This is a genomic window from Corynebacterium halotolerans (assembly GCF_050107895.1).
In the GTDB taxonomy this organism is placed as follows: Bacteria; Actinomycetota; Actinomycetes; order Mycobacteriales; family Mycobacteriaceae; genus Corynebacterium; species Corynebacterium halotolerans_B.
The window spans coordinates 26,478-44,276 of record NZ_JBNILW010000001.1 but is presented as its reverse complement, the minus strand read 5'-3'; the positions used below and the strand labels follow the sequence as shown (position 1 = coordinate 44,276).

Sequence of the window (17,799 nt, the reverse complement as noted above, 5' to 3'; positions counted from 1 at the left end):
CTCCATGGAGCCTACCCGCACCACCAGTGCCCTGGCCAGACCGGTGGGCTACTGGCCCTCACGGGGGCTGCGGGGACGGTACTCGCGGGTGTAGCCGCGGTCGGTACCCCGGGTTTCGGTCCGGCCCTCACCGCGCGATTCCAGGCCGGCTGCCCCGGCGCCGCGCCGCAGCGCCGCCCGGTCCCGGGAGACGGTGCGCAGCACCGTGGACATGGTCTCCTCGAACTCACTGAGCTTGGTGTCCACGAACTCATCGCATTCGGCCCGCAGGCGCCGGGAGTCCGCGTGAGCGGCATCCACCACCCGGTGGGCCTCCTCGTTGGCCCGGCGGACCACCTCGGACTCGTCGACCAGGCGCTGCTGTTCCGCCAGCCCCTCATCCACGCTGCGCTGGTATGCGTCATTGCCGTCGGCGATGAGGCGCTCCGCCTCCGCCTGGGCCCGGGAGACGGTGTCGTCCGCCTCCCGACGGGCACCGCTGACGGTGCGGTCCGCGTCCTCCTCCGCCTCAGCCACGATGGTGGCGGCGCGGTGCTGGGCGTCGGCGATCATGCTCTCCGCCTCTTCGTGGGCGCGGTTCACGGTCTCGGCGGCGGTCGCGTCGGCGTCCGCGACCAGGTCGGCGGCCCGTTCCTCCGCCCCGCGGATCAGCTCATCCTGCCGGTCCAGCACATCCTGGGCATCGTCCATTTCCATCGGCAGGGCGTTGCGGAGATCGTCCAGCAGAGCCAGGACGTCATTGCGCGGAACCATGCAGTTGGAGGTCATGGGCACGCCATATGCCTGCTCCACGGTCCGGACCAGTTCATCGAGGGATTCGAAGACGCGATACATGGGGAAAATGATACCCGCCGACCTGCACTGATGCAGGAAGTGCCGGTCATCGGCATGTTGCGGCCGCATCCTCGCGGATCCCCGCTCCGGAGCCGCCGGGGACGCCCCAGCGTGAGGCACCGCGTGAGGGCCCTGTCAGCGAGCGTCCGGGACACGTGGCCCCCCTGAACGACGACACCCCGTCCGGCGGTGGGAGACCGTCGGACGGGGTGAACCGGAACGAAGCTTAGATGACGCCCTGGGCGAGCATCGCGTCGGCGACCTTCCGGAAGCCGGCGATGTTGGCGCCGACCACGTAGTTGCCCTCGTGCCCGTACTCGCGGGCGGTGCGGTCGATGGACTTGAAGATGTTGGACATGATCGTCTGCAACCGGCTGTCGGTGTAGTCGAAGCTCCAGGAATCCCGGGAGGCGTTCTGCTGCATCTCCAGCGCGGAGGTGGCCACGCCACCGGCGTTGGCGGCCTTGCCCGGGGCGAAGTAGATGCCCCGCTCACGGAAGACCTCGATCGCGTCCGCGGTGGAGGGCATGTTCGCACCCTCCGCGACGAACCTGACCCCGTTGTCGGCGAGCATGTTGGCGTGTTCGCCGTTGAGTTCATTCTGGGTGGCACACGGCAGGGCGACATCCGCCGTCAGACTCCAGAGCGAGCCCGTGGAATGGAAGGTGGCGTCCTTGATCTCGTCGGCGTAGACGGAGACCCGCTCCCGTCGCTGGTCCTTGATCTCCCGGAGCTTCGCCACATCCACGCCGTTCGGGGTGTGCACCCATCCGGAGGAGTCAGAGAAGCCGATCACCGTAGCACCCAGTTCCTGCGCCTTCGCCGTGGCGTAGATGGCGACGTTGCCGGACCCGGAGACGATGACGCGCTTGCCGTCGAGGGAATCGTTGTGCGCCGCCATCATCTCGTTGGTGAGGTACACGGCGCCGTAACCGGTGGCCTCGGTGCGCACCAACGACCCACCCCATGTCAATCCCTTACCCGTGAGCACACCGGACTCGTGCTGGTTGACCAGGCGACGGTACTGCCCGAAAAGGAAGCCGATCTCCCGGCCGCCCACGCCGATGTCGCCGGCCGGGACGTCGCGGTACTCACCGATGTGGCGGAAGAGCTCCGTCATGAACGACTGGCAGAAGCGCATGATCTCGGCCTCGGACCGACCCTTCGGGTCAAAGTCGGAGCCGCCCTTGGCTCCGCCGATGGGCAGGCCGGTCAAGGAGTTCTTGAAGATCTGCTCGAAGCCGAGGAACTTGATGATGCCGAGGTTGACCGAGGGGTGGAAACGCAGGCCACCCTTGTAGGGGCCGAGGGCGGAGTTGAACTGGACCCGGAAACCACGGTTGACCTGGACGGTGCCCTTGTCATCCACCCACGGCACACGGAAAATCAGCTGGCGCTCCGGCTCGCACAGGCGCTGTATCAGACCGTAGTCAGCGTAATGCGGATCCTTGGCGAGCACGACCTTCAGAGAGTCAAGCACCTCGGAGACGGCCTGGTGAAACTCCGGCTCGCCCGCATTACGCTTGAGAAGCAGATTGTAGTAGTTGGATACCTGCTCATCTACGTTCATGTGTCGGTTCTTCCCATCTCGGTCCCACCCCCGGGAGACCCGGAGAGGCGGGAACTTACGTTGCACGGTTTCTGTCGATCAAACGAAAGACAACCCAAAAGCCGTTTTCTAACGTTTAATAGTTTTTCTTAATTGCCCCGGATACGCAAGCCGGGCCATTGTAATATGAGTCACTCTATAGAAATTGCGGTACTGGCATGTCCCGCCACAAAACCGGGCCCCTGCCCTGTTCCTGCCCCGGCAAAACCCCTGAGCAGCAGCAGCTTCCTCCGACCGGGTCCGCTCTCGGTCGAGCACCGGTGCAGCAAAACGGAACCGGACACCGCTGTGGGAGCGCAACGACCCCCGGCCCACCGTAGCCCCGGGGGTCACCTGGCGCAGTCACCTCCGCGCCGCCGGCCTCACTGACTTCCCGGAGATTCTGCCCCATCACCGGCGCACCGGGCCTCCGGGTCGGGGAGGAACCCGTTGCCGGATAGACTGGAAAACCCCGAGAACAGCGACGGACCCCCGCTATTTTTCCACCCATGAAAGGGCCAAGCCACTCCCCGATGAGCACCGCCGAATCCCCCACCCCGCTCAAGATCCTCATCGCTCCCGATTCCTTCAAGGGCACCGCGACTTCGCCGCAGGCCGCGGAGTACCTGGCAGACGGCGTGCGCAGCGTCGAGCCCGACGCCGAGATCACGCTGGCGCCGATGGCTGACGGCGGTGAAGGGTCCGCAGACACCTTCTCCGGCCACCGGATCACGTTGCCCACCACAGACGCCGCGGGCCGCCTGACAGAGGCCACCTACGTCTTCGACCCGGAGACCGCGACCGCCTACATCGACGTCGCCGCCGCCTCCGGGCTACCCGCCGTGGCCGAGAACCCGGTCCCTCTCCACGGTGACACCTACGGCACCGGCGTGCTGGTCGCTGACGCGGAGACCCGCGGCGCGCGGCGCGTCGTCCTCTGCCTGGGAGGGTCGGCTACCACCGACGGCGGGACAGGCATCCTCGTCGCCCTGGGCGCGGAGCCGCTCTCTGCGGAAGGTCTGCCCATCCCCAAGGGCGGTGGTGGGCTGATCAATCTCGGGAGCATCGACACCGCACGCCTGAACATCCGGGCTGCCGCCCTGGAGTTCCTGTTGCTCACCGATGTGACCTCCCCGGCCGTCGGCGCGGAGGGCGCAGCTCAGACCTTCGGTCCCCAGAAGGGCGCCGACGCCGAGCAGGTCCGGCAACTGGAGGCCGGGATCAGCCGGCTGTGTGAGGTCACGGGGGTAGACCCCCAGACCCCCGGTACCGGTGCCGCCGGCGCCCTGCCGGTCGGGCTGCTGTGGCTGTCCACCCTGCTGCACGGCAACAGCGACCACATCCATCTTCTCCCCGGCGCGCCACTGATCGCGCGGAGCCAGGACCTGGAGGAACTGATCCCCCAGGCGGACCTGGTGATCACCGGTGAGGGTCGGCTCGACGCCCAGTCGTTCCGGGGCAAGGTCGTGGGAACGCTCGCCGGCCTCGTGGCGGACACGCCCGCAGTGCTGGGGGTCGCAGCTGGTGCCGTGGCGACGGCGGTGCCCGACGGGGTGCTCACCGCTGAACTGCCCGCCCACGCGGACGTCGCCGTGCAGCTGCGGGAGGCGGGGGCCCAGCTGGTGCGGGACTACCGCAGGATGTCGACGGTCCAGGGGTAGGTCGCCGGGACCTCCCACGCGGTCTCCCGTTCCAGCAGGATCGGGTCCGCCGGCAGATCCGCCTGCGGTGTGAGGAAACGGGACAGTGCCATCGTCAACTGGTTCACTGACCCCTGGAGCCCCTCGACCGAGATGGCATAGCGGTACACCGCGGAATCCGTCAGATCGCGTCCCTCGTGCTCATCGCGGTACGTCTGGCGCAGCTGGTTCTCCACCCCCTCCTGCACGCGGGGCGAATGGTCGAGGATCACGGAGCCGTTCTCGAGCCGCTCGGCTTCGATGAGCTTGTCCACTGCTTCGGCGAATTTGGTTCGCAGCTGCTCAGCATCGGAGTGGGGGACCAGGGCGTCGAACTGAATCACAGGCATACCTGAAGTTTAGCGAATATCGTGAGCGCCATGAGCCTTCCCAGTTCCGCCCCTCCCCCGCCACTGACCACGCTGGCGGACGGGACGATCAAGCAGCTCAACCCATTCAGCGGCACCGAGGTGTGGACGGTCCCCGGACGGGGCAACCGGCCGCTGACCACACCGTCCCCGCTCCCTCGCCCACTCACCGCCGCAGACCGCACCGCCAGCTGTGCCTTCTGCGAATCCACCCCCTTGGCCACCCCGCCGGAGAAGGCCCGGCTGGTGGGCGGAAAGCGAGGCTGGGAACTGCTCACCGATCTCCTCCCGGGTCAGCTGGAGGAGTCCCGGGCGGAATTTCGCCGGGTGCCCAACCTCTTCGAGATCGTCTCCTATGAGTACTGGTCGCTCAACTACGGCTTCCGTATGGACCGAGACACCCGCGACCGGCAGGCCCGTTACCTGGCGGATCCTGCCGGCCGGGCGCACGTCGCCGACATCGTGCGGACCTGGCTCGCCGCCTCCGGACAGGACACCGGGCTGCCAGAGCGGGAACTGCTGGCCTGTTCCGACCGCTATTTCGCCGGTGGCCACGACGTCGTGATCGCCCGCCGGCACTACACGGACCAGGCCACCGACACCTCCCAGCTCGCCTCCGCCGGCACGTTGACGCAGGAGGAACACCGCGGTTTCACCTCCTTCACGGTGGCGGCGATGCACGACCTCTACGCCCGCAACCGCTACGCCCGGTACGTGGTCGCCTTCCAGAACTGGCTGGCTCCCGCCGGAGCCTCCTTCGACCACCTGCACAAGCAGCTGGTCGCGATCGATGAATACGGCACCCAGGTCGAACAGGAGATCATGCGGCTACGAGTGAACCCCAACATGTACAACGAGTGGGGCGTGGACTATGCGCACCGGCACAACCTGGTCGTGGCCGCCAATGACCATGCGGTCTGTTTCGCCGGGTTCGGGCACCGCTACCCCACCCTGGAGATCTACTCCCGCTCCGGCTCTGGACGGCCCTGGGAGCAGTCGCCCGCAGAGATCGCCGACATGAGTGATCTGCTCCATGCCTGTCACGCCGCCACCGGGGCCGCCGTGCCCTGCAATGAAGAGTGGCACCACCGGCCGCCCGGACTGGACCTGGAGATGCCCTGGCGGATCAACCTCAAGTGGCGGGTGTCCACTCTGGCCGGCTTCGAAGGCAGCACCCGGATCTACGTCAACACTCTCTCGCCCGGAAATATCCGCAGCCGGATGGTGGCTGCCCTGACCCGGCTGCGGGAAAGCGGAAAAATCTCTGCTGACCTGCGTATCGGGGCCGAGTGTGACCTTCCGCCCAACGCCCTGGCCTACCACCTGATTACGGGATGATCGTCGGCCCTCTCCCTCCCCCCTCGCCCGGACCTGGCTATATTGGCTGACAACCGATTTCCAGAAGGAGAGTTTTCCCCGATGAGCGACATTGCTCAATTGCTGCGCAGCCACCAGGCGGATCTGAGCTGGCAGCGGGAGTTCTATGAGGATCTGCACGAGCACCCCGAGCTCTCGGGGCACGAACAGGAAACGTCCCAGCGCATCCTGAAGGAGCTGCAACGTTTCGACTGCGAGATCGTCTCACCGATCGGCGGCTTCGGCGCGGTGGCGGTCTTCCGCAACGGGGAGGGACCCACCGCCCTGATGCGCGCAGACTTTGACGCCCTGCCCATCAAGGAGGAGACGGGGGTTCCGTTCGCCTCCACCCGGATCCGACCGGGTGCCGACGGCACGATGACGGGAATCATGCACGCCTGTGGGCATGACATGCACACCACGGCACTGATGGGAGTCTGCGCCATCCTCGACGCCCACCGGGAGGCCTGGAGCGGAACCTTCCTGGCCCTGTTCCAGCCCTCCGAGGAAAACGCCCAGGGAGCGAACGCGATGGTCGCGGACGGACTGGTCAACCGGGTGCCGCGCCCCGACATCTGTCTCGGTCAGCACGTCATGCCGGGACGGGCCGGCGAAGTGCAGACGATGCCGGGCGCCCAGTTCGCCGCGTGTGACTCCATCCGGATCCGGCTCTACGGCCGTAGCGCCCACGGGTCCATGCCGCACAAGTCGGTCGACCCCACCTACATGGCCGCCATGATCATCGTCCGTCTCCAGGGGCTGGTGGCCCGCGAGGTCAGCCCCGATGACTTCGCGGTGATCTCGGTGGGCACACTGCGCTCCGGTTCCACCAACAACATCATTCCGGACACTGCCGAGCTCGTCCTGAACTGCAGATTCTACGACAACAACCTGAAACGCCGCGTCTACGCAGCCATCAAACGGGTCGTCTTCGCAGAGTCCGCGGCCTCCGGGGCGCCGCGCGAACCGGAGATGGAGTTCTTCGCGCACGGCGACCTGATCGACAACGATCCGGACATGTTCGACGCCATCCGGCCGAATTTCGACCGGGTCTTCGGCGCCGACTCTGTCGACGCCCGCCGCACGACCGTCTCGGAGGACTTCTCCAACCTGGCCCGGGCCTTCGGCAGTCCCTACCTGTTCTGGGTCGTCGGCTGTACTCCGCAGGAACAATGGGACCGGGCGGTCGCGGAAAACCGCGTCGAACTCGATGTCCCGGTCAACCACATGTCCACCTTCCTGCCGGAGTACGAACCCACGGTCGACGCCGCCACCAAAGCCGGCGCCACCGCTGTGCTGACCTACCTGGGGGTGGACACCCCCAAACCACGGCAGGCGCCGGTGGGACACGGTGCCCACCGACCCACGCCGCCGGACAATCAACGGGTCACCGGGAAGCGTTCAGCGCCGACCGGGCGGCAGTCGGCGGGTGGCACCCCGGACTTCAATATCTGAAACGGGCGCACCCCCAGCGGTGGCGGGAGCTCCGCTGCCGCTGGCGGGAAAGGCAGTCTAGTTGCCGACGTAGGTGATGAGCCCCAGCTCGGCGGGGTTGACCAGCATCGGGTGACAGGGCACGACGCGGGCGGTGTACCGGAAGGTGCCGGGCACATCCACTGCGACGGTGACGGCGTAATTGCCGTTGTCCTCCGGGAAGAGATCGACCACCCGGCGGGTGCCGGCGTCATCGGCGATGACCACCTGGACCGTCACATCCGCGTCGCTGAGCTCCCCCAGTTCAACGTCCAGGGTGAACACCAGCTGTTCCCCGGCATCGGCCTCAGCAGGCTCCGGCGCCGCAGTGCCGTTGCAGCGCAGATTGGACAGCTGGATCGCAGGCCAGGCGTCCCGCGCCCGTCGGATCCAGTCCACGTACCCGGCGGCGACGTTCGGGGCAGCGTGGATGGACTCGGAACCGACGGTGATCGGCCGGTAGTAGTCGGTGACGTAATCACGCACCATCCGCGTGGAGGTCACCTTCGGCGACAGTTCGGTCAGCGAGCGGCGCACCCACTCCAGCCAACGGTGCGGCACCCCGTCGGCGTCCCGACCGTAGAACAGCGGGGCGACGACGTTCTCGAGCAGGTCATAGAGCGCGTGGGCCTCCAGTCCGTCGCGGTAGCCCGGGTCCGGGTTATCCACGGTAGGAATGGTCCACCCGTGGTGCTCCTGCGGCATCTCATCCCACCAGCCGTCAGAGACGGACAGCGTCATGCCGCCGTTCATCACGGCCTTCATGCCGGAGGTGCCGGAGGCCTCCTGCGGCCGGATCGGGTTGTTCAGCCAGACATCGGCACCGGAGACCAGGTAACTGGCCAGGTTCAGATCATAGTCCGGCAGGAAGAGGAACCGGTCCCGCAGACCTGCCTGATCCGCGAAGTGCACGATCTCCTGCATCAGTTTCTTGCCGCCCATGTCGTTCGGATGGGCCTTGCCGGCGATCACGAACTGCACGGGGCGCTCCGGGTTGAGCAGGATCGACCGCAGCCGCTCCGGGTCCCGCAGCATCAGCGTCAGCCGCTTGTAGGTGGACACCCGGCGGGCGAAACCGACGGTGAGGATGTCCCGGTCCAGCACGCGCCGGGTCCAGCCCAGTTGGGCCTCGGTGTGTCCCCGCTTGAGCCAGGATTCGTGGGTGCATTCCCGGGCTATCTCCACGAGGTCACCGCGCAGCTTATTACGCACCGCCCAGAGTTCGGTGTCAGTGACGGCGCCCGCGTTCTCCCAGGTATCGCTGCTGGCCAGGTCCACCCGGCCCGCCATCCGTTCAATGACCTGTTTCATCTCCGGCTTGACCCAGGTGGGAAGGTGGACGCCGTTGGTCACGGAACCGATCGGCACCTCGTCGGGCTCGTAGCCGGGGTACAGGCCGGCGAACATGTGGCGGGAGACGCTGCCGTGCAACTTCGCTACGCCGTTGGCGCGCTGCGCCGTACGCAGCCCCAGGTGGGCCATGTTGAAGAGGTTGGGGTCCGACTCCCGGCCCAGATCCAGGGCCCGGTCGAGGGGAACCTGCGGTACCAGCCGGTCGGTGACGTAGCGGCGCACGAGGTCGACCTCGAAACGGTCGATGCCGGCCGGGACCGGGGTGTGGGTGGTGAACAGGTTCGAGGCACGCACCTGCGCCAGAGCGGCGTCGAAGTCGGCGCCGGCGTCCATCCGCTCCCGGATCCGCTCGAGGCTGAGGAAGCCGGCGTGGCCTTCATTGAGGTGGGCCACCACCGGGCGCGGGATGGCGGCGTTATCGCAGTAGGCGTTGACGGCGCGGACACCGCCGACCCCGAGTACCAGCTCCTGTTTGATGCGGTGTTCACTGTCACCGCCATAGAGGCGGTCGGTCACGGAGCGGAGTTCGTGCGGGTTGGCCTCGATGTTGGTGTCGAGCAGCAGCAGCGGTACCCGGCCCACGGCGGCCTCCCAGAGCGCGACGGTGACCTGCCGCTCCTCGGGGAATTCGATCGTCACCGTGAGCTGTTCCCCCGCCGCATCACGGACGGGTGCCACCGGCAGCTCCGCCGGATCGTGGTAGGAGTAGGTCTCCTCCTGCCAGCCGTCCCCGGTCAGGGACTGCGTGAAGTAGCCGTGCGTGTAGAGCAGGCCCACGCCGATCAGCGGCAGCCCCAGGTCCGAGGCGGACTTCAGGTGGTCACCCGCCAACACTCCCAGACCGCCGGAATAGATCGGCAGGGACGGATGAATGCCGAACTCCATGGAGAAGTACGCCACGGCGGGATCGGTCGGCCCGAGTTCCCCCTCGGTGTCCAGGGTCTGCTGGTACCAGAGGCCGGTGCTCAGGTGGTCCTCCAGCTCGTGGATCTCACGCTGCACGCGGGAGAGGTACTCCGGGTCCTCCGCCAGCTCGTGGAGGCGGGAAGCGGGAACGGTGGCCAGCAGCTTCTTCGGGGATTCCTCGGCCGCGATCCAGCGGTCCGGGTCGATCTCCCGGAACAATTCCCGGGTCTCGGCCCGCCAGGACCACCGCAGGTTCATGGCCAAGCGCTCAAGATCAGCGAGTTCGGTCGGCAGGTTGGTACGGACGTTGACGCTTCCAGAGTAGTTCACACGTTAAAGCTAGCCCGCCCCTCCGGCTTCCGCTACCGGGAAACCCCCTGGTCCACCCATGGAGAATGGCACATCCCTCCAGTGAACACGCTGCTGTGACCACGCACAGGGCCCGCCGGCCACAGCGGTGTGTGGCGGGCGGGCCCTGGTTCCCCCGTGGTGCTAAGGCTTCGGGACGGTGACGTCCTCGCCCAGCAGGTGCACGTGGATCATGTTGGTGTTGCCGGAGACACCGGGCGGTGTGCCGGCGACGACGACCATCATGTCGTCGGTCTCATAGTTCGGCATCGACAGCAGGGACCGGTCGACCTCGTTCATCATCCCGTCGGTGTCCTGCACCTCCGGACACAGGAAGGTTTCCGCGCCCCAGGTGAGGGCCAGCTGGGAACGCACGGCCGGATCGGGGGTGAACACGAGGAGCGGCAACGGCGAGTGCAGCCGGGCGACGCGGCGGGCGGTATCGCCGGAGGTGGTGAACGCCACCAGAGCCTTGGCGTTGAGCCGCTCGGCGATATCGCGGGCCGAGTAGGAGATGACGCCGCGCTTGGTGCGCGGAATGTGCATCAGCTGCGGCACCTGCCCGTCAGTTTCGGCGTGCTGGACAATACGCGACATGGTGCGCACGACATTGCCCGGATCGACGCCGATGGAGGTCTCACCGGAGAGCATCACGGCGTCGGCGCCGTCGAGGACGGCGTTGGCCACGTCCGAGGCCTCCGCGCGGGTGGGGCGGGAGTTCTCAATCATCGAATCCAGCATCTGGGTGGCCACGATCACCGGCTTGGCGTTCTCACGGGCGATCTGGATCGCGCGCTTCTGCACCAGCGGCACCTGCTCCAGCGGCACCTCCACGCCCAGGTCACCACGGGCGACCATGATGGCGTCGAAGGCCAGGACGATGGACTCCAGGGCGTCCACCGCCTCCGGCTTCTCCAGCTTGGCGATGACCGGGACGCGGCGGTTCTCCTCGTCCATGATCTCCCGGACCAGTTCCACGTCCGCGGGCGAACGGACGAAGGACAGGGCGATGAAGTCCACGCCCAGCTTGAGGGCGAAGCGCAGGTCGGCGATGTCCTTCTCGGACAGCGCAGGCACGGAGATGTCCATTCCCGGCAGCGAGACACCCTTGTTGTTGGAGACGGGGCCGCCCTCGGTGACCTCGCAGACGACGTCATTGCCGTCGACCTCGAGACACACCAGTCCGACCTTGCCGTCGTCGACCAGCAGGCGGTCGCCCGGCTTGGCGTCGGCGGCCAGGTTCTTGTACGTGGTGGAGACCCGGTCGTGGGTGCCCTCGATGTCGTCGGTGGTGATGCGGACGGTCTCGCCGTTCTCCCAGACGGTCGAGCCGTCGGTGAAGCGGCCGAGCCGGATCTTCGGGCCCTGGAGATCAGCGAGGATGCCGACGGCGTTGCCGGTTTCGTCACCGGCCTCACGGACCCACTTGTAGTTCTGTTCATGATCGGCGTGGTCGCCGTGCGAGAAGTTCAGACGGGCGACGTTCATGCCGTCATTGACCAGTCCGAGGATGGCTTCCTTGCTGGCGACGGCGGGGCCGAGGGTACATACGATCTTCGTTCTTCTATCCACGGTCTCCAACCTAGTCCTAATCGTTGTGGGTCATTGTGTTCGGGCACAATTTCCTGCCCGATTCCAGGATCTCGTGCCCGTTCGGAAGACAGTGGCGGAATGCTCAGCTCTGCGCCGACCGCGGGCACCCATCCCCAAGATACTCCTACTCCGGGCGCTTGGCTGTTCCTCCGCCAGACGGCCCCGCTCCGGGGACGGAGCTTCCTCCGTCGGCTCCAGCGGCCGAACGGCCGGCACCGTCATCGTCGTCGCGTTCTTCCCCGGGGGCACCCCCGGGGCCGGCCACCTCCGCCGGGGTCTCGCGTCCCTTCGACAGGAGGAGGAAGACGATGACCGCAGCGAGGAACACGACCGCCGAGACAATGGTGTTGACCCGCATGCCGAAGATCATCGTCGCGTCATCCGCGCGCATCAGTTCGATCCAGAAGCGGCCGAGTGTGTAACCAGCGACGTACAGGGCGAAGACCTTGCCGTGGCCCAACCGGAAGCGGCGGTCCGCCCACAGCAGCAGGAGGAAAATCAGCACGTTCCACAGCAGCTCGTAGAGGAAGGTCGGGTGCACCGTGGTCAATGTCTCCCCGGTCGAGATACCGTCCAACGGGGCATAGTCGCCGTTTTCATCGACCCGGTAGTAGATCTCCAGCGCCCAGGGCACCGTGGTTTCCCGCCCGTAGATTTCCTGGTTGAACCAGTTCCCCAGACGCCCGATGGCTTGCGCGAGGATGATCCCCGGGGCGATCGCGTCGGCGAAGGGCCCCAACGGGATCTTCCGGATGCGGAAGAGCACCCACACTGCGGCACCGCCGAGGGCCACCGCGCCCCAGATCCCGAGTCCCCCGGCCGTGATGTTCAGCGCATTGACCGGATTACAGCCATCACAGAAGTACTTGTCGTAGTCGGTGATGACATGATACAACCGGCCGCCGATGATACCGGCGGGGATCGCCACGATGGCCGCGTCCCACACCACGTCCCCGTTACCGCCCCGGGCCACATAACGCCGGTGGGTCAGCCACAGCGCCACCAGGATGCCCACGATGATGCACAGCGCATACGCACGCAGTGGAATGGGGCCCAGGTACCAGACACCCTGGGGCGGGGACGGAATATTTGCGAGATAGTCGACGTGCACCCCCTCAGTGTGCCTGATGGACGCGCGCACCGCGACGAGGGGGTGTCCCGCCACCGACGCGTTCAGCTGGCCTGGCGACGGGAGGGGCAGGACGGGTGCTGTCCCGCCGCCACCAGCACGCGGGTCAGGCTCCCCGGGGTGTCAGCGGTCATGAGGCGTTCGCCGATGATCACGGCATCCGCGCCGGCGCCGGCGTAGGCCAGCAGCTCGCCGGGGCTGCGGACCCCGGACATCGCGATACGGATCGTCGCCTCCGGGAGCAGTGGAACCACCTCGGAGAACACCTCGCGGTGCAGTTCCTCGCTCCCCAACGCCCTGGCGTTGACGCCGACGGCCCGGGCGCCGATCGCGCTGGCGAGTTCCGCTTCCGCCCGGTTGCGGACCTCTGCCATGGCCACCATGCCGAGCGACTCGATGCGGTCCAGCAGCGACTCCAGGCGGGCCCGGTCCAGCAGGCCGACCTGCAGCGGAACGACGTCCGCACCGTGATAGCGGGCTTCGTGGATCTGATACGGATCGACGATGATGTCGCGGCACATGATGGGCACGTCCACTGCCCCGCGGGCCGCCGCCATGTCCGACAGGGAGCCGGCGAAGCGCTGCTGGTCGGTGTGACACGCGATCAGTGTCGCCCCGCCCTTCTCGAATTCCCGGGCCAGGTCGGGAATGGAGGCGACCTCCGCGATCGGACCCCGACCCGGCACCGCCTTCTTGATCTCGGCGATGACCCCGCAACCGCGCTGCAGGAGCGCGGAAGCGGCGTCCCGCGCCGGATCGACGCTGCGGGACATGGCCTTGATCTCCTTGAAGGGGACCAAATCCTCGCGCACCGCGACTTTCGCGGACACCGCGGCGAGAATCTGATCCACATCAACAGGTGTGCTCATCTCCACCCCGCCCCATCTAGCCGGTCCCCCGAGTGACTCATGCCACTCATGGGCTTATGCAATAAGGCTAACCCGAAGGCCACGAGAGGCGGAAATCGGGGGTCACCGGGTGGAGGTACCGGCGCCCGGGTCCTCCCCCTTCCCGGCTCCCGGCAGATCGTCGGTGGGGTCGATGTCCGCATCGAGAGCGTCCCACATCACCCGGCCGGAATCCGGGGTGGACTGCAGGTCGTCCACGATGCGGGCCTCACGGTTCTTCTTCCGCTCGTACTTGTTCAGCTTCGCGGAGTCCGGGCCGGGCCGGGTGGCCAGCAGCACGCCGCCGAAGAGGGCGAGTGCGCAGCCGATGATGGCGATGACCGGGCCAGGGTAGTTGATCTGGACGTCGACCACCTGGGCCCACTCTGACAGGGCGACCGGATCGCTCTCGCGCTGGGAGGCGAGGCCCGAGGTCAACAGGGTGCGGACCCGCTCCCCCTCAGGTTCCCCCATGAGCAGGTTCAGCGGCGACCAGCTCGCCCCGACCGCGGCGAGGGCCCCCACCACACCCACCGCCCGACGGCCGACCCGGCGGAGTGCGAAACCGGCGATGCAGGCGGCAGCCAGCAGCAGGGTCACCGCGGTCACCTCGGTGGACCAGGTGGCTCCCACCAGGTTCTCCTGGACGGTGCCGGACTTGTCGTCATAGGCCTCCACGGACAACCAGGTCGCCCGGGAGCCGGCCCACAGCACCGCGGCACCGATCCCCAGCAGCAACGCTGCGATACGGGAGGTGCGGCGGGGTGAGGCGGGGGTGGTCACGTGAATGGTCCTTCCGGGTGCGGTCAGGTCTAGAGAAGTTGGTCGGCGTCGAAGCAGGTGCGGTCTCCGGTGTGGCAGGCCCCACCGGTCTGGCGCACCTTGAGTAGCACAGTGTCGCCGTCGCAGTCGAGCCGGACCTCGGTGACCTCCTGGGTGTGCCCGGAGGTGAGCCCCTTGATCCAGTACTGCCCGCGCGACCGGGAGTAGTAGGTGCCCCGGCGGGTGGCCAGGGTGTAGGCCAGCGCATGTGAATCCATCCACGCCATCATGAGGACCTCGCCGCTCCCCTCCGCCTGGACGATCGCCGGCACCAGGCCCGAGTCGTTGAGCTTCAATCGCTGCCCGATGGCGGGATCCAGCTCGTAGACGGCCGGGTCCTCCGGTCCGCCGCTCACCGGCGGACCTCGCAGCCGGCCTCGACGAGCGAGTCCTTCACCTCTGCGATGGCGACGTCGCCGAAGTGGAAGATGCTGGCCGCCAGCACGGCGTCGGCACCCGCTGCAACGGCCGGCGGGAAGTGCTCGGCCTTGCCCGCACCGCCGGAGGCGATCACCGGGACCGTGACGGCTTCGCGGACGGCGCGCAGCAGTTCGAGGTCGAAACCCGCCTTCGTGCCGTCGCCGTCCATGGAATTCAGCAGGATCTCGCCGACGCCGAGCTCCTCGCCCCGCCGGGCCCACTCCACGGCGTCGATACCCGAGGAGCGGGAACCACCGTGGGTGGTGACCTCGAAACCGGAGGGCTGCGGCTGCCCGCCCTCGGGGACGCGTCGGGCATCGACACTGAGTACGATGCACTGTGCGCCGAAGCGGTGGGAGAGCTCCCGGAGCAGCTCCGGGCGGGCGATGGCGGAAGTGTTGACGGAAACCTTGTCCGCGCCGGCGCGCAACAGCTGGTCCACGTCCTCCTCACTGCGTACTCCACCCCCGACGGTCAGCGGGATGAATACCTGCTCGGCGGTCTTCCGGACCACCTCGAGCATGGTTCCGCGCCCGTGCTTGGAGGCGGTGACGTCCAGGAAGGTCAGCTCGTCGGCGCCTTCGGCGTCATAGCGCTTGGCCAGTTCCACCGGATCACCGGCGTCCCGGAGGTTTTCAAAGTTGACGCCCTTGACCACCCGGCCGTTGTCGACGTCGAGACACGGGATCACGCGGACTGCGACTGCCATGCTCGCCGCTCCCCTTTCGCAGAATTTTCGGTTAACAGTTCACCAGCATGTCACTACTGATTCAGAATCTCATCCATCGTACTCAGTATGTCGGCGTGCGCCTGCGCATTGCCCGCCACCACGCCGGCGGACTCGGGGGTCCAGGGGCGCCCCTCGGTATCCGTGACCACCCCGCCGGCGGCACGCACCAGCATCACTCCGGCGGCATTGTCCCAGACGTGCGGCGAAAAGGACACCGCCCCACCAAAGATGCCCTGGGCGGTGAACGCCAGATCGACTCCCACTGACCCGGTGATCCGGGGCCGCAGGTAGGTCTCTGCCAGCCTGGAGAGCAGGCCCTGCCGCACCAGGGACGGAAACTGCGAGTTCAGCGGTGAACCGACCGAGGAGAACCCGATCTGGGCGACCCGTTTGTCCCGGTCCCGCAGCGGGGTCGCCGGTTGGCCGTTGAGGAACAGCGGGGACCCTTCGTGCGCGGAGAGCCGACGCCCCAGCAGCGGGATCGCGGTGACCGCCACTACCGGCTGGCCGTCGACCAGCAGGCTCACCAGAATGGAGCACATCGGGTTTCCGGCGGCATAGTTCGCGGTGCCGTCGATGGGGTCGACGACCCAGACCATCGGCTGCCGCTTCTGCCCCCCGGCCTCTTCCCCGAACACGGGGATCGCGGTGAGCTCCGTCAACCGGCGACGCAGGTGGGTCTCGATCTTGAGATCGACCTCGGTGGCGAAGTCACCCTCGGCCTTGAGCTCGAAGGGGTCCGCGCCCAGGCCACCGATGAACATCCGCTCGGCTTCGGCCACGACGGTCTCCGCCACCTTCAGCAGCTCGCCGGAATCGATCTCCGTCACCGTCGTCCCTCCACTCTCACCACTGCCGCCGTTACCCCACGCTTCAGTGCAGGGCCGCCACCGCGTTCAGTGCCTCCCGGAGAGTGAACCGCTTCTCATACAGAGCCTTGCCGATGATCGCGGAGTCGATCCCCTCCTCCTCATGGCGGGCCAGTTCCAGCACGTCCTCGAGAGTGGAGATCCCGCCGGAGGCGATCACCTTCGCATCCGTGGCGGCGGAGACCTCGCGGAGCAGTTCGATGTTCGGTCCCGTCAGGGTGCCGTCCTTGGACACGTCGGTGACCACGAAACGGGAGCAGCCCTGGGAGTCCAGCCGCTCCAGCACCTCCCAGAGGTCCCCACCGTCGGAGACCCAGCCGTTGCCCCGGGTACGCCACTCGCCGTCAATCTGCCGGACCGCCACATCAACCGCGATCTGCTCACCGTGGGAGGCGAGCACCTTGCCGATCCACTCCGGGTTCTCCAGGGCTGCGGTGCCGATGTTGACGCGGGTGGCACCGGTGGCCAGGGCGCGTTCCAGGGAGGCGTCGTCCCGGATTCCGCCGGTCAGTTCGACCTTGATGTCGAGCTGGTTGATGACCTCGGTCATCATCTCCAGGTTGGAGCCGCGGTTGAAGGCGGCGTCCAGATCGACGAAGTGCAGCCACTCCGCTCCCTGTTCCTGCCAGTTCAGGGCCGCCTCGATGGGTGAACCATATGACTTTTCAGTGCCGGCCTCGCCCTGGTCGAGGCGGACCGCCTGTCCATCGACCACGTCAACCGCGGGAAGAAGTGTGAAGCTCATGGTTTCTCAGTGTAGCGTCTGTGCCTGGCCACCCCCGCTTCTCCACCCGTCTTCTACAGGGTGTCGATCCAGTTGCGCAGCAGGAGCGCCCCGATGTCCCCCGACTTCTCCGGGTGGAACTGGGTGGCCCACAGCGGCCCGTTCTCCACCGCCGCGACGAAGCGGTCGCCGCCGTGCTCCGCCCAGCTCACCTGCGGCGGGGTGGTCAGGTCATCGCCCACGAACTCCCAGGTACGCACCCCGTAGGAGTGGACGAAGTAAAACCGCTCCTGCGCCCCGATGCCGGCGAACATCGTCGATCCGGCGACCTGCTCCACGGTATTCCAGCCCATGTGCGGCAGCACCGGCGCCTGCAGGCGGGTCACCGTACCCGGCCACTCCCCGCAGCCGGTGGTGCTCACCCCGTGCTCATCACCGGAATCGAAGAGGATCTGCATGCCCACGCAGATCCCCAGGACCGGCCGCGACCCAGCCAGCCGCTCGCCGATCAGCCGGGGACCGTGGACCGCGCGCAGCCCGCGCATGCAGGAGGCGAAGGCACCCACACCGGGAACGGCGAGGCCGTCGGCGGCGAGCACCGTCTGCGGGTCCGCGGTCACGGTGACATCGGCTCCCACGCGTTCCAGGGCCCGCTGGGCCGAACGCAGGTTGCCGGATCCGTAGTCGAGTAGTGCGACGGTCTTAGTCATGGGGGAAAGT

At 67.3% G+C, this 17,799-nt stretch carries 16 protein-coding genes; 3 read left to right on the top strand and 13 right to left on the bottom strand.

The genetic code is table 11. From position 1 onward, the window contains the following. Positions 1-48 precede the first annotated feature (48 nt). Complete coding sequence (locus tag ACQCVD_RS00210; RefSeq protein WP_426821674.1) at positions 49-834, bottom strand: DivIVA domain-containing protein; 786 nt, start codon at positions 832-834, stop codon at positions 49-51. A gap of 226 nt (positions 835-1,060) precedes the next feature. Continuing rightward, a complete protein-coding gene (gdhA, locus tag ACQCVD_RS00205; protein WP_426821673.1) occupies positions 1,061-2,404 on the bottom strand; it encodes an NADP-specific glutamate dehydrogenase in 1,344 nt (447 codons plus the stop codon). Between the two features lie 551 nt (positions 2,405-2,955). On the opposite strand from gdhA, the gene ACQCVD_RS00200 reads away from it, so the two are divergent. Continuing rightward, entirely contained in the window at positions 2,956-4,083 is a 1,128-nt protein-coding gene (locus ACQCVD_RS00200; RefSeq protein ID WP_426821672.1) for a glycerate kinase, read from the top strand. Here the strand turns inward: ACQCVD_RS00200 and ACQCVD_RS00195 are convergent. Beyond that, positions 4,053-4,451 (bottom strand): hypothetical protein, encoded by a 399-nt coding sequence (locus ACQCVD_RS00195; RefSeq protein ID WP_426821671.1) that lies wholly within the window; start codon positions 4,449-4,451, stop codon positions 4,053-4,055. The genes ACQCVD_RS00200 and ACQCVD_RS00195 overlap by 31 nt on opposite strands. A gap of 30 nt (positions 4,452-4,481) precedes the next feature. Here ACQCVD_RS00195 and ACQCVD_RS00190 point away from each other — a divergent pair, with 30 nt between their 5' ends. Together ACQCVD_RS00190 and ACQCVD_RS00185 are read left to right on the top strand one after the other, a co-directional pair. After that, positions 4,482-5,807, top strand: coding sequence for a DUF4921 family protein (locus ACQCVD_RS00190; protein WP_426821669.1), 1,326 nt, complete (start codon positions 4,482-4,484; stop codon positions 5,805-5,807). 81 nt (positions 5,808-5,888) lie between these two features. After that, positions 5,889-7,280, top strand: a complete 1,392-nt coding sequence (locus ACQCVD_RS00185; protein ID WP_426821668.1) for an amidohydrolase — start codon at positions 5,889-5,891, stop codon at positions 7,278-7,280. A gap of 57 nt (positions 7,281-7,337) precedes the next feature. Here ACQCVD_RS00185 and glgP read toward each other — a convergent pair whose 3' ends face one another. From glgP to hisH, 10 genes are all read right to left on the bottom strand, one after another. Beyond that, positions 7,338-9,887 carry an alpha-glucan family phosphorylase gene (gene glgP / locus ACQCVD_RS00180; protein ID WP_426821667.1) on the bottom strand — a complete coding sequence of 850 codons (2,550 nt, stop codon included), beginning with the start codon at positions 9,885-9,887 and terminating at the stop codon, positions 7,338-7,340. 162 nt (positions 9,888-10,049) lie between these two features. Then, on the bottom strand, positions 10,050-11,477 hold the full coding sequence (gene pyk / locus ACQCVD_RS00175; protein ID WP_426821666.1) for a pyruvate kinase: 1,428 nt from the start codon (positions 11,475-11,477) through the stop codon (positions 10,050-10,052). A 145-nt stretch (positions 11,478-11,622) separates the two neighbouring features. Continuing rightward, positions 11,623-12,609 (bottom strand): prolipoprotein diacylglyceryl transferase, encoded by a 987-nt coding sequence (gene lgt, locus ACQCVD_RS00170; protein ID WP_426822068.1) that lies wholly within the window; start codon positions 12,607-12,609, stop codon positions 11,623-11,625. 62 nt (positions 12,610-12,671) lie between these two features. Further along, positions 12,672-13,496 carry an indole-3-glycerol phosphate synthase TrpC gene (locus ACQCVD_RS00165; protein WP_426821665.1) on the bottom strand — a complete coding sequence of 275 codons (825 nt, stop codon included), beginning with the start codon at positions 13,494-13,496 and terminating at the stop codon, positions 12,672-12,674. Between the two features lie 102 nt (positions 13,497-13,598). After that, complete coding sequence (locus ACQCVD_RS00160; protein WP_426821664.1) at positions 13,599-14,297, bottom strand: TIGR02234 family membrane protein; 699 nt, start codon at positions 14,295-14,297, stop codon at positions 13,599-13,601. A gap of 29 nt (positions 14,298-14,326) precedes the next feature. After that, a complete protein-coding gene (gene hisI / locus ACQCVD_RS00155; RefSeq protein WP_426821663.1) occupies positions 14,327-14,692 on the bottom strand; it encodes a phosphoribosyl-AMP cyclohydrolase in 366 nt (121 codons plus the stop codon). Continuing rightward, positions 14,689-15,465 carry an imidazole glycerol phosphate synthase subunit HisF gene (hisF, locus tag ACQCVD_RS00150; RefSeq protein ID WP_426821662.1) on the bottom strand — a complete coding sequence of 259 codons (777 nt, stop codon included), beginning with the start codon at positions 15,463-15,465 and terminating at the stop codon, positions 14,689-14,691. Before hisF ends, hisI begins: the two co-directional genes overlap by 4 nt. A gap of 53 nt (positions 15,466-15,518) precedes the next feature. Beyond that, a complete protein-coding gene (locus ACQCVD_RS00145) occupies positions 15,519-16,307 on the bottom strand; it encodes an inositol monophosphatase family protein (RefSeq protein WP_426822067.1) in 789 nt (262 codons plus the stop codon). Positions 16,308-16,359: 52 nt separating this feature from the next. Further along, positions 16,360-17,100 carry a bifunctional 1-(5-phosphoribosyl)-5-((5-phosphoribosylamino)methylideneamino)imidazole-4-carboxamide isomerase/phosphoribosylanthranilate isomerase PriA gene (priA, locus tag ACQCVD_RS00140; protein ID WP_426821661.1) on the bottom strand — a complete coding sequence of 247 codons (741 nt, stop codon included), beginning with the start codon at positions 17,098-17,100 and terminating at the stop codon, positions 16,360-16,362. Positions 17,101-17,153: 53 nt separating this feature from the next. After that, complete coding sequence (hisH, locus tag ACQCVD_RS00135) at positions 17,154-17,789, bottom strand: imidazole glycerol phosphate synthase subunit HisH (RefSeq protein ID WP_426821660.1); 636 nt, start codon at positions 17,787-17,789, stop codon at positions 17,154-17,156. Positions 17,790-17,799: the final 10 nt, after the last annotated feature.

What these genes read in the sequence shown, in the direction of transcription:
- ACQCVD_RS00210 (WP_426821674.1), bottom strand. Translation starts at nt 834, where the DNA reads ATGTATCGCGTCTTCGAATCCCTCGATGAACTGGTCCGGACCGTGGAG.
- gdhA (WP_426821673.1), bottom strand. Translation starts at nt 2,404, where the DNA reads ATGAACGTAGATGAGCAGGTATCCAACTACTACAATCTGCTTCTCAAG.
- ACQCVD_RS00200 (WP_426821672.1), top strand. Translation starts at nt 2,956, where the DNA reads ATGAGCACCGCCGAATCCCCCACCCCGCTCAAGATCCTCATCGCTCCC.
- ACQCVD_RS00195 (WP_426821671.1), bottom strand. Translation starts at nt 4,451, where the DNA reads ATGCCTGTGATTCAGTTCGACGCCCTGGTCCCCCACTCCGATGCTGAG.
- ACQCVD_RS00190 (WP_426821669.1), top strand. Translation starts at nt 4,482, where the DNA reads ATGAGCCTTCCCAGTTCCGCCCCTCCCCCGCCACTGACCACGCTGGCG.
- ACQCVD_RS00185 (WP_426821668.1), top strand. Translation starts at nt 5,889, where the DNA reads ATGAGCGACATTGCTCAATTGCTGCGCAGCCACCAGGCGGATCTGAGC.
- ACQCVD_RS00165 (WP_426821665.1), bottom strand. Translation starts at nt 13,496, where the DNA reads ATGAGCACACCTGTTGATGTGGATCAGATTCTCGCCGCGGTGTCCGCG.
- hisF (WP_426821662.1), bottom strand. Translation starts at nt 15,465, where the DNA reads ATGGCAGTCGCAGTCCGCGTGATCCCGTGTCTCGACGTCGACAACGGC.
- priA (WP_426821661.1), bottom strand. Translation starts at nt 17,100, where the DNA reads ATGAGCTTCACACTTCTTCCCGCGGTTGACGTGGTCGATGGACAGGCG.
- hisH (WP_426821660.1), bottom strand. Translation starts at nt 17,789, where the DNA reads ATGACTAAGACCGTCGCACTACTCGACTACGGATCCGGCAACCTGCGT.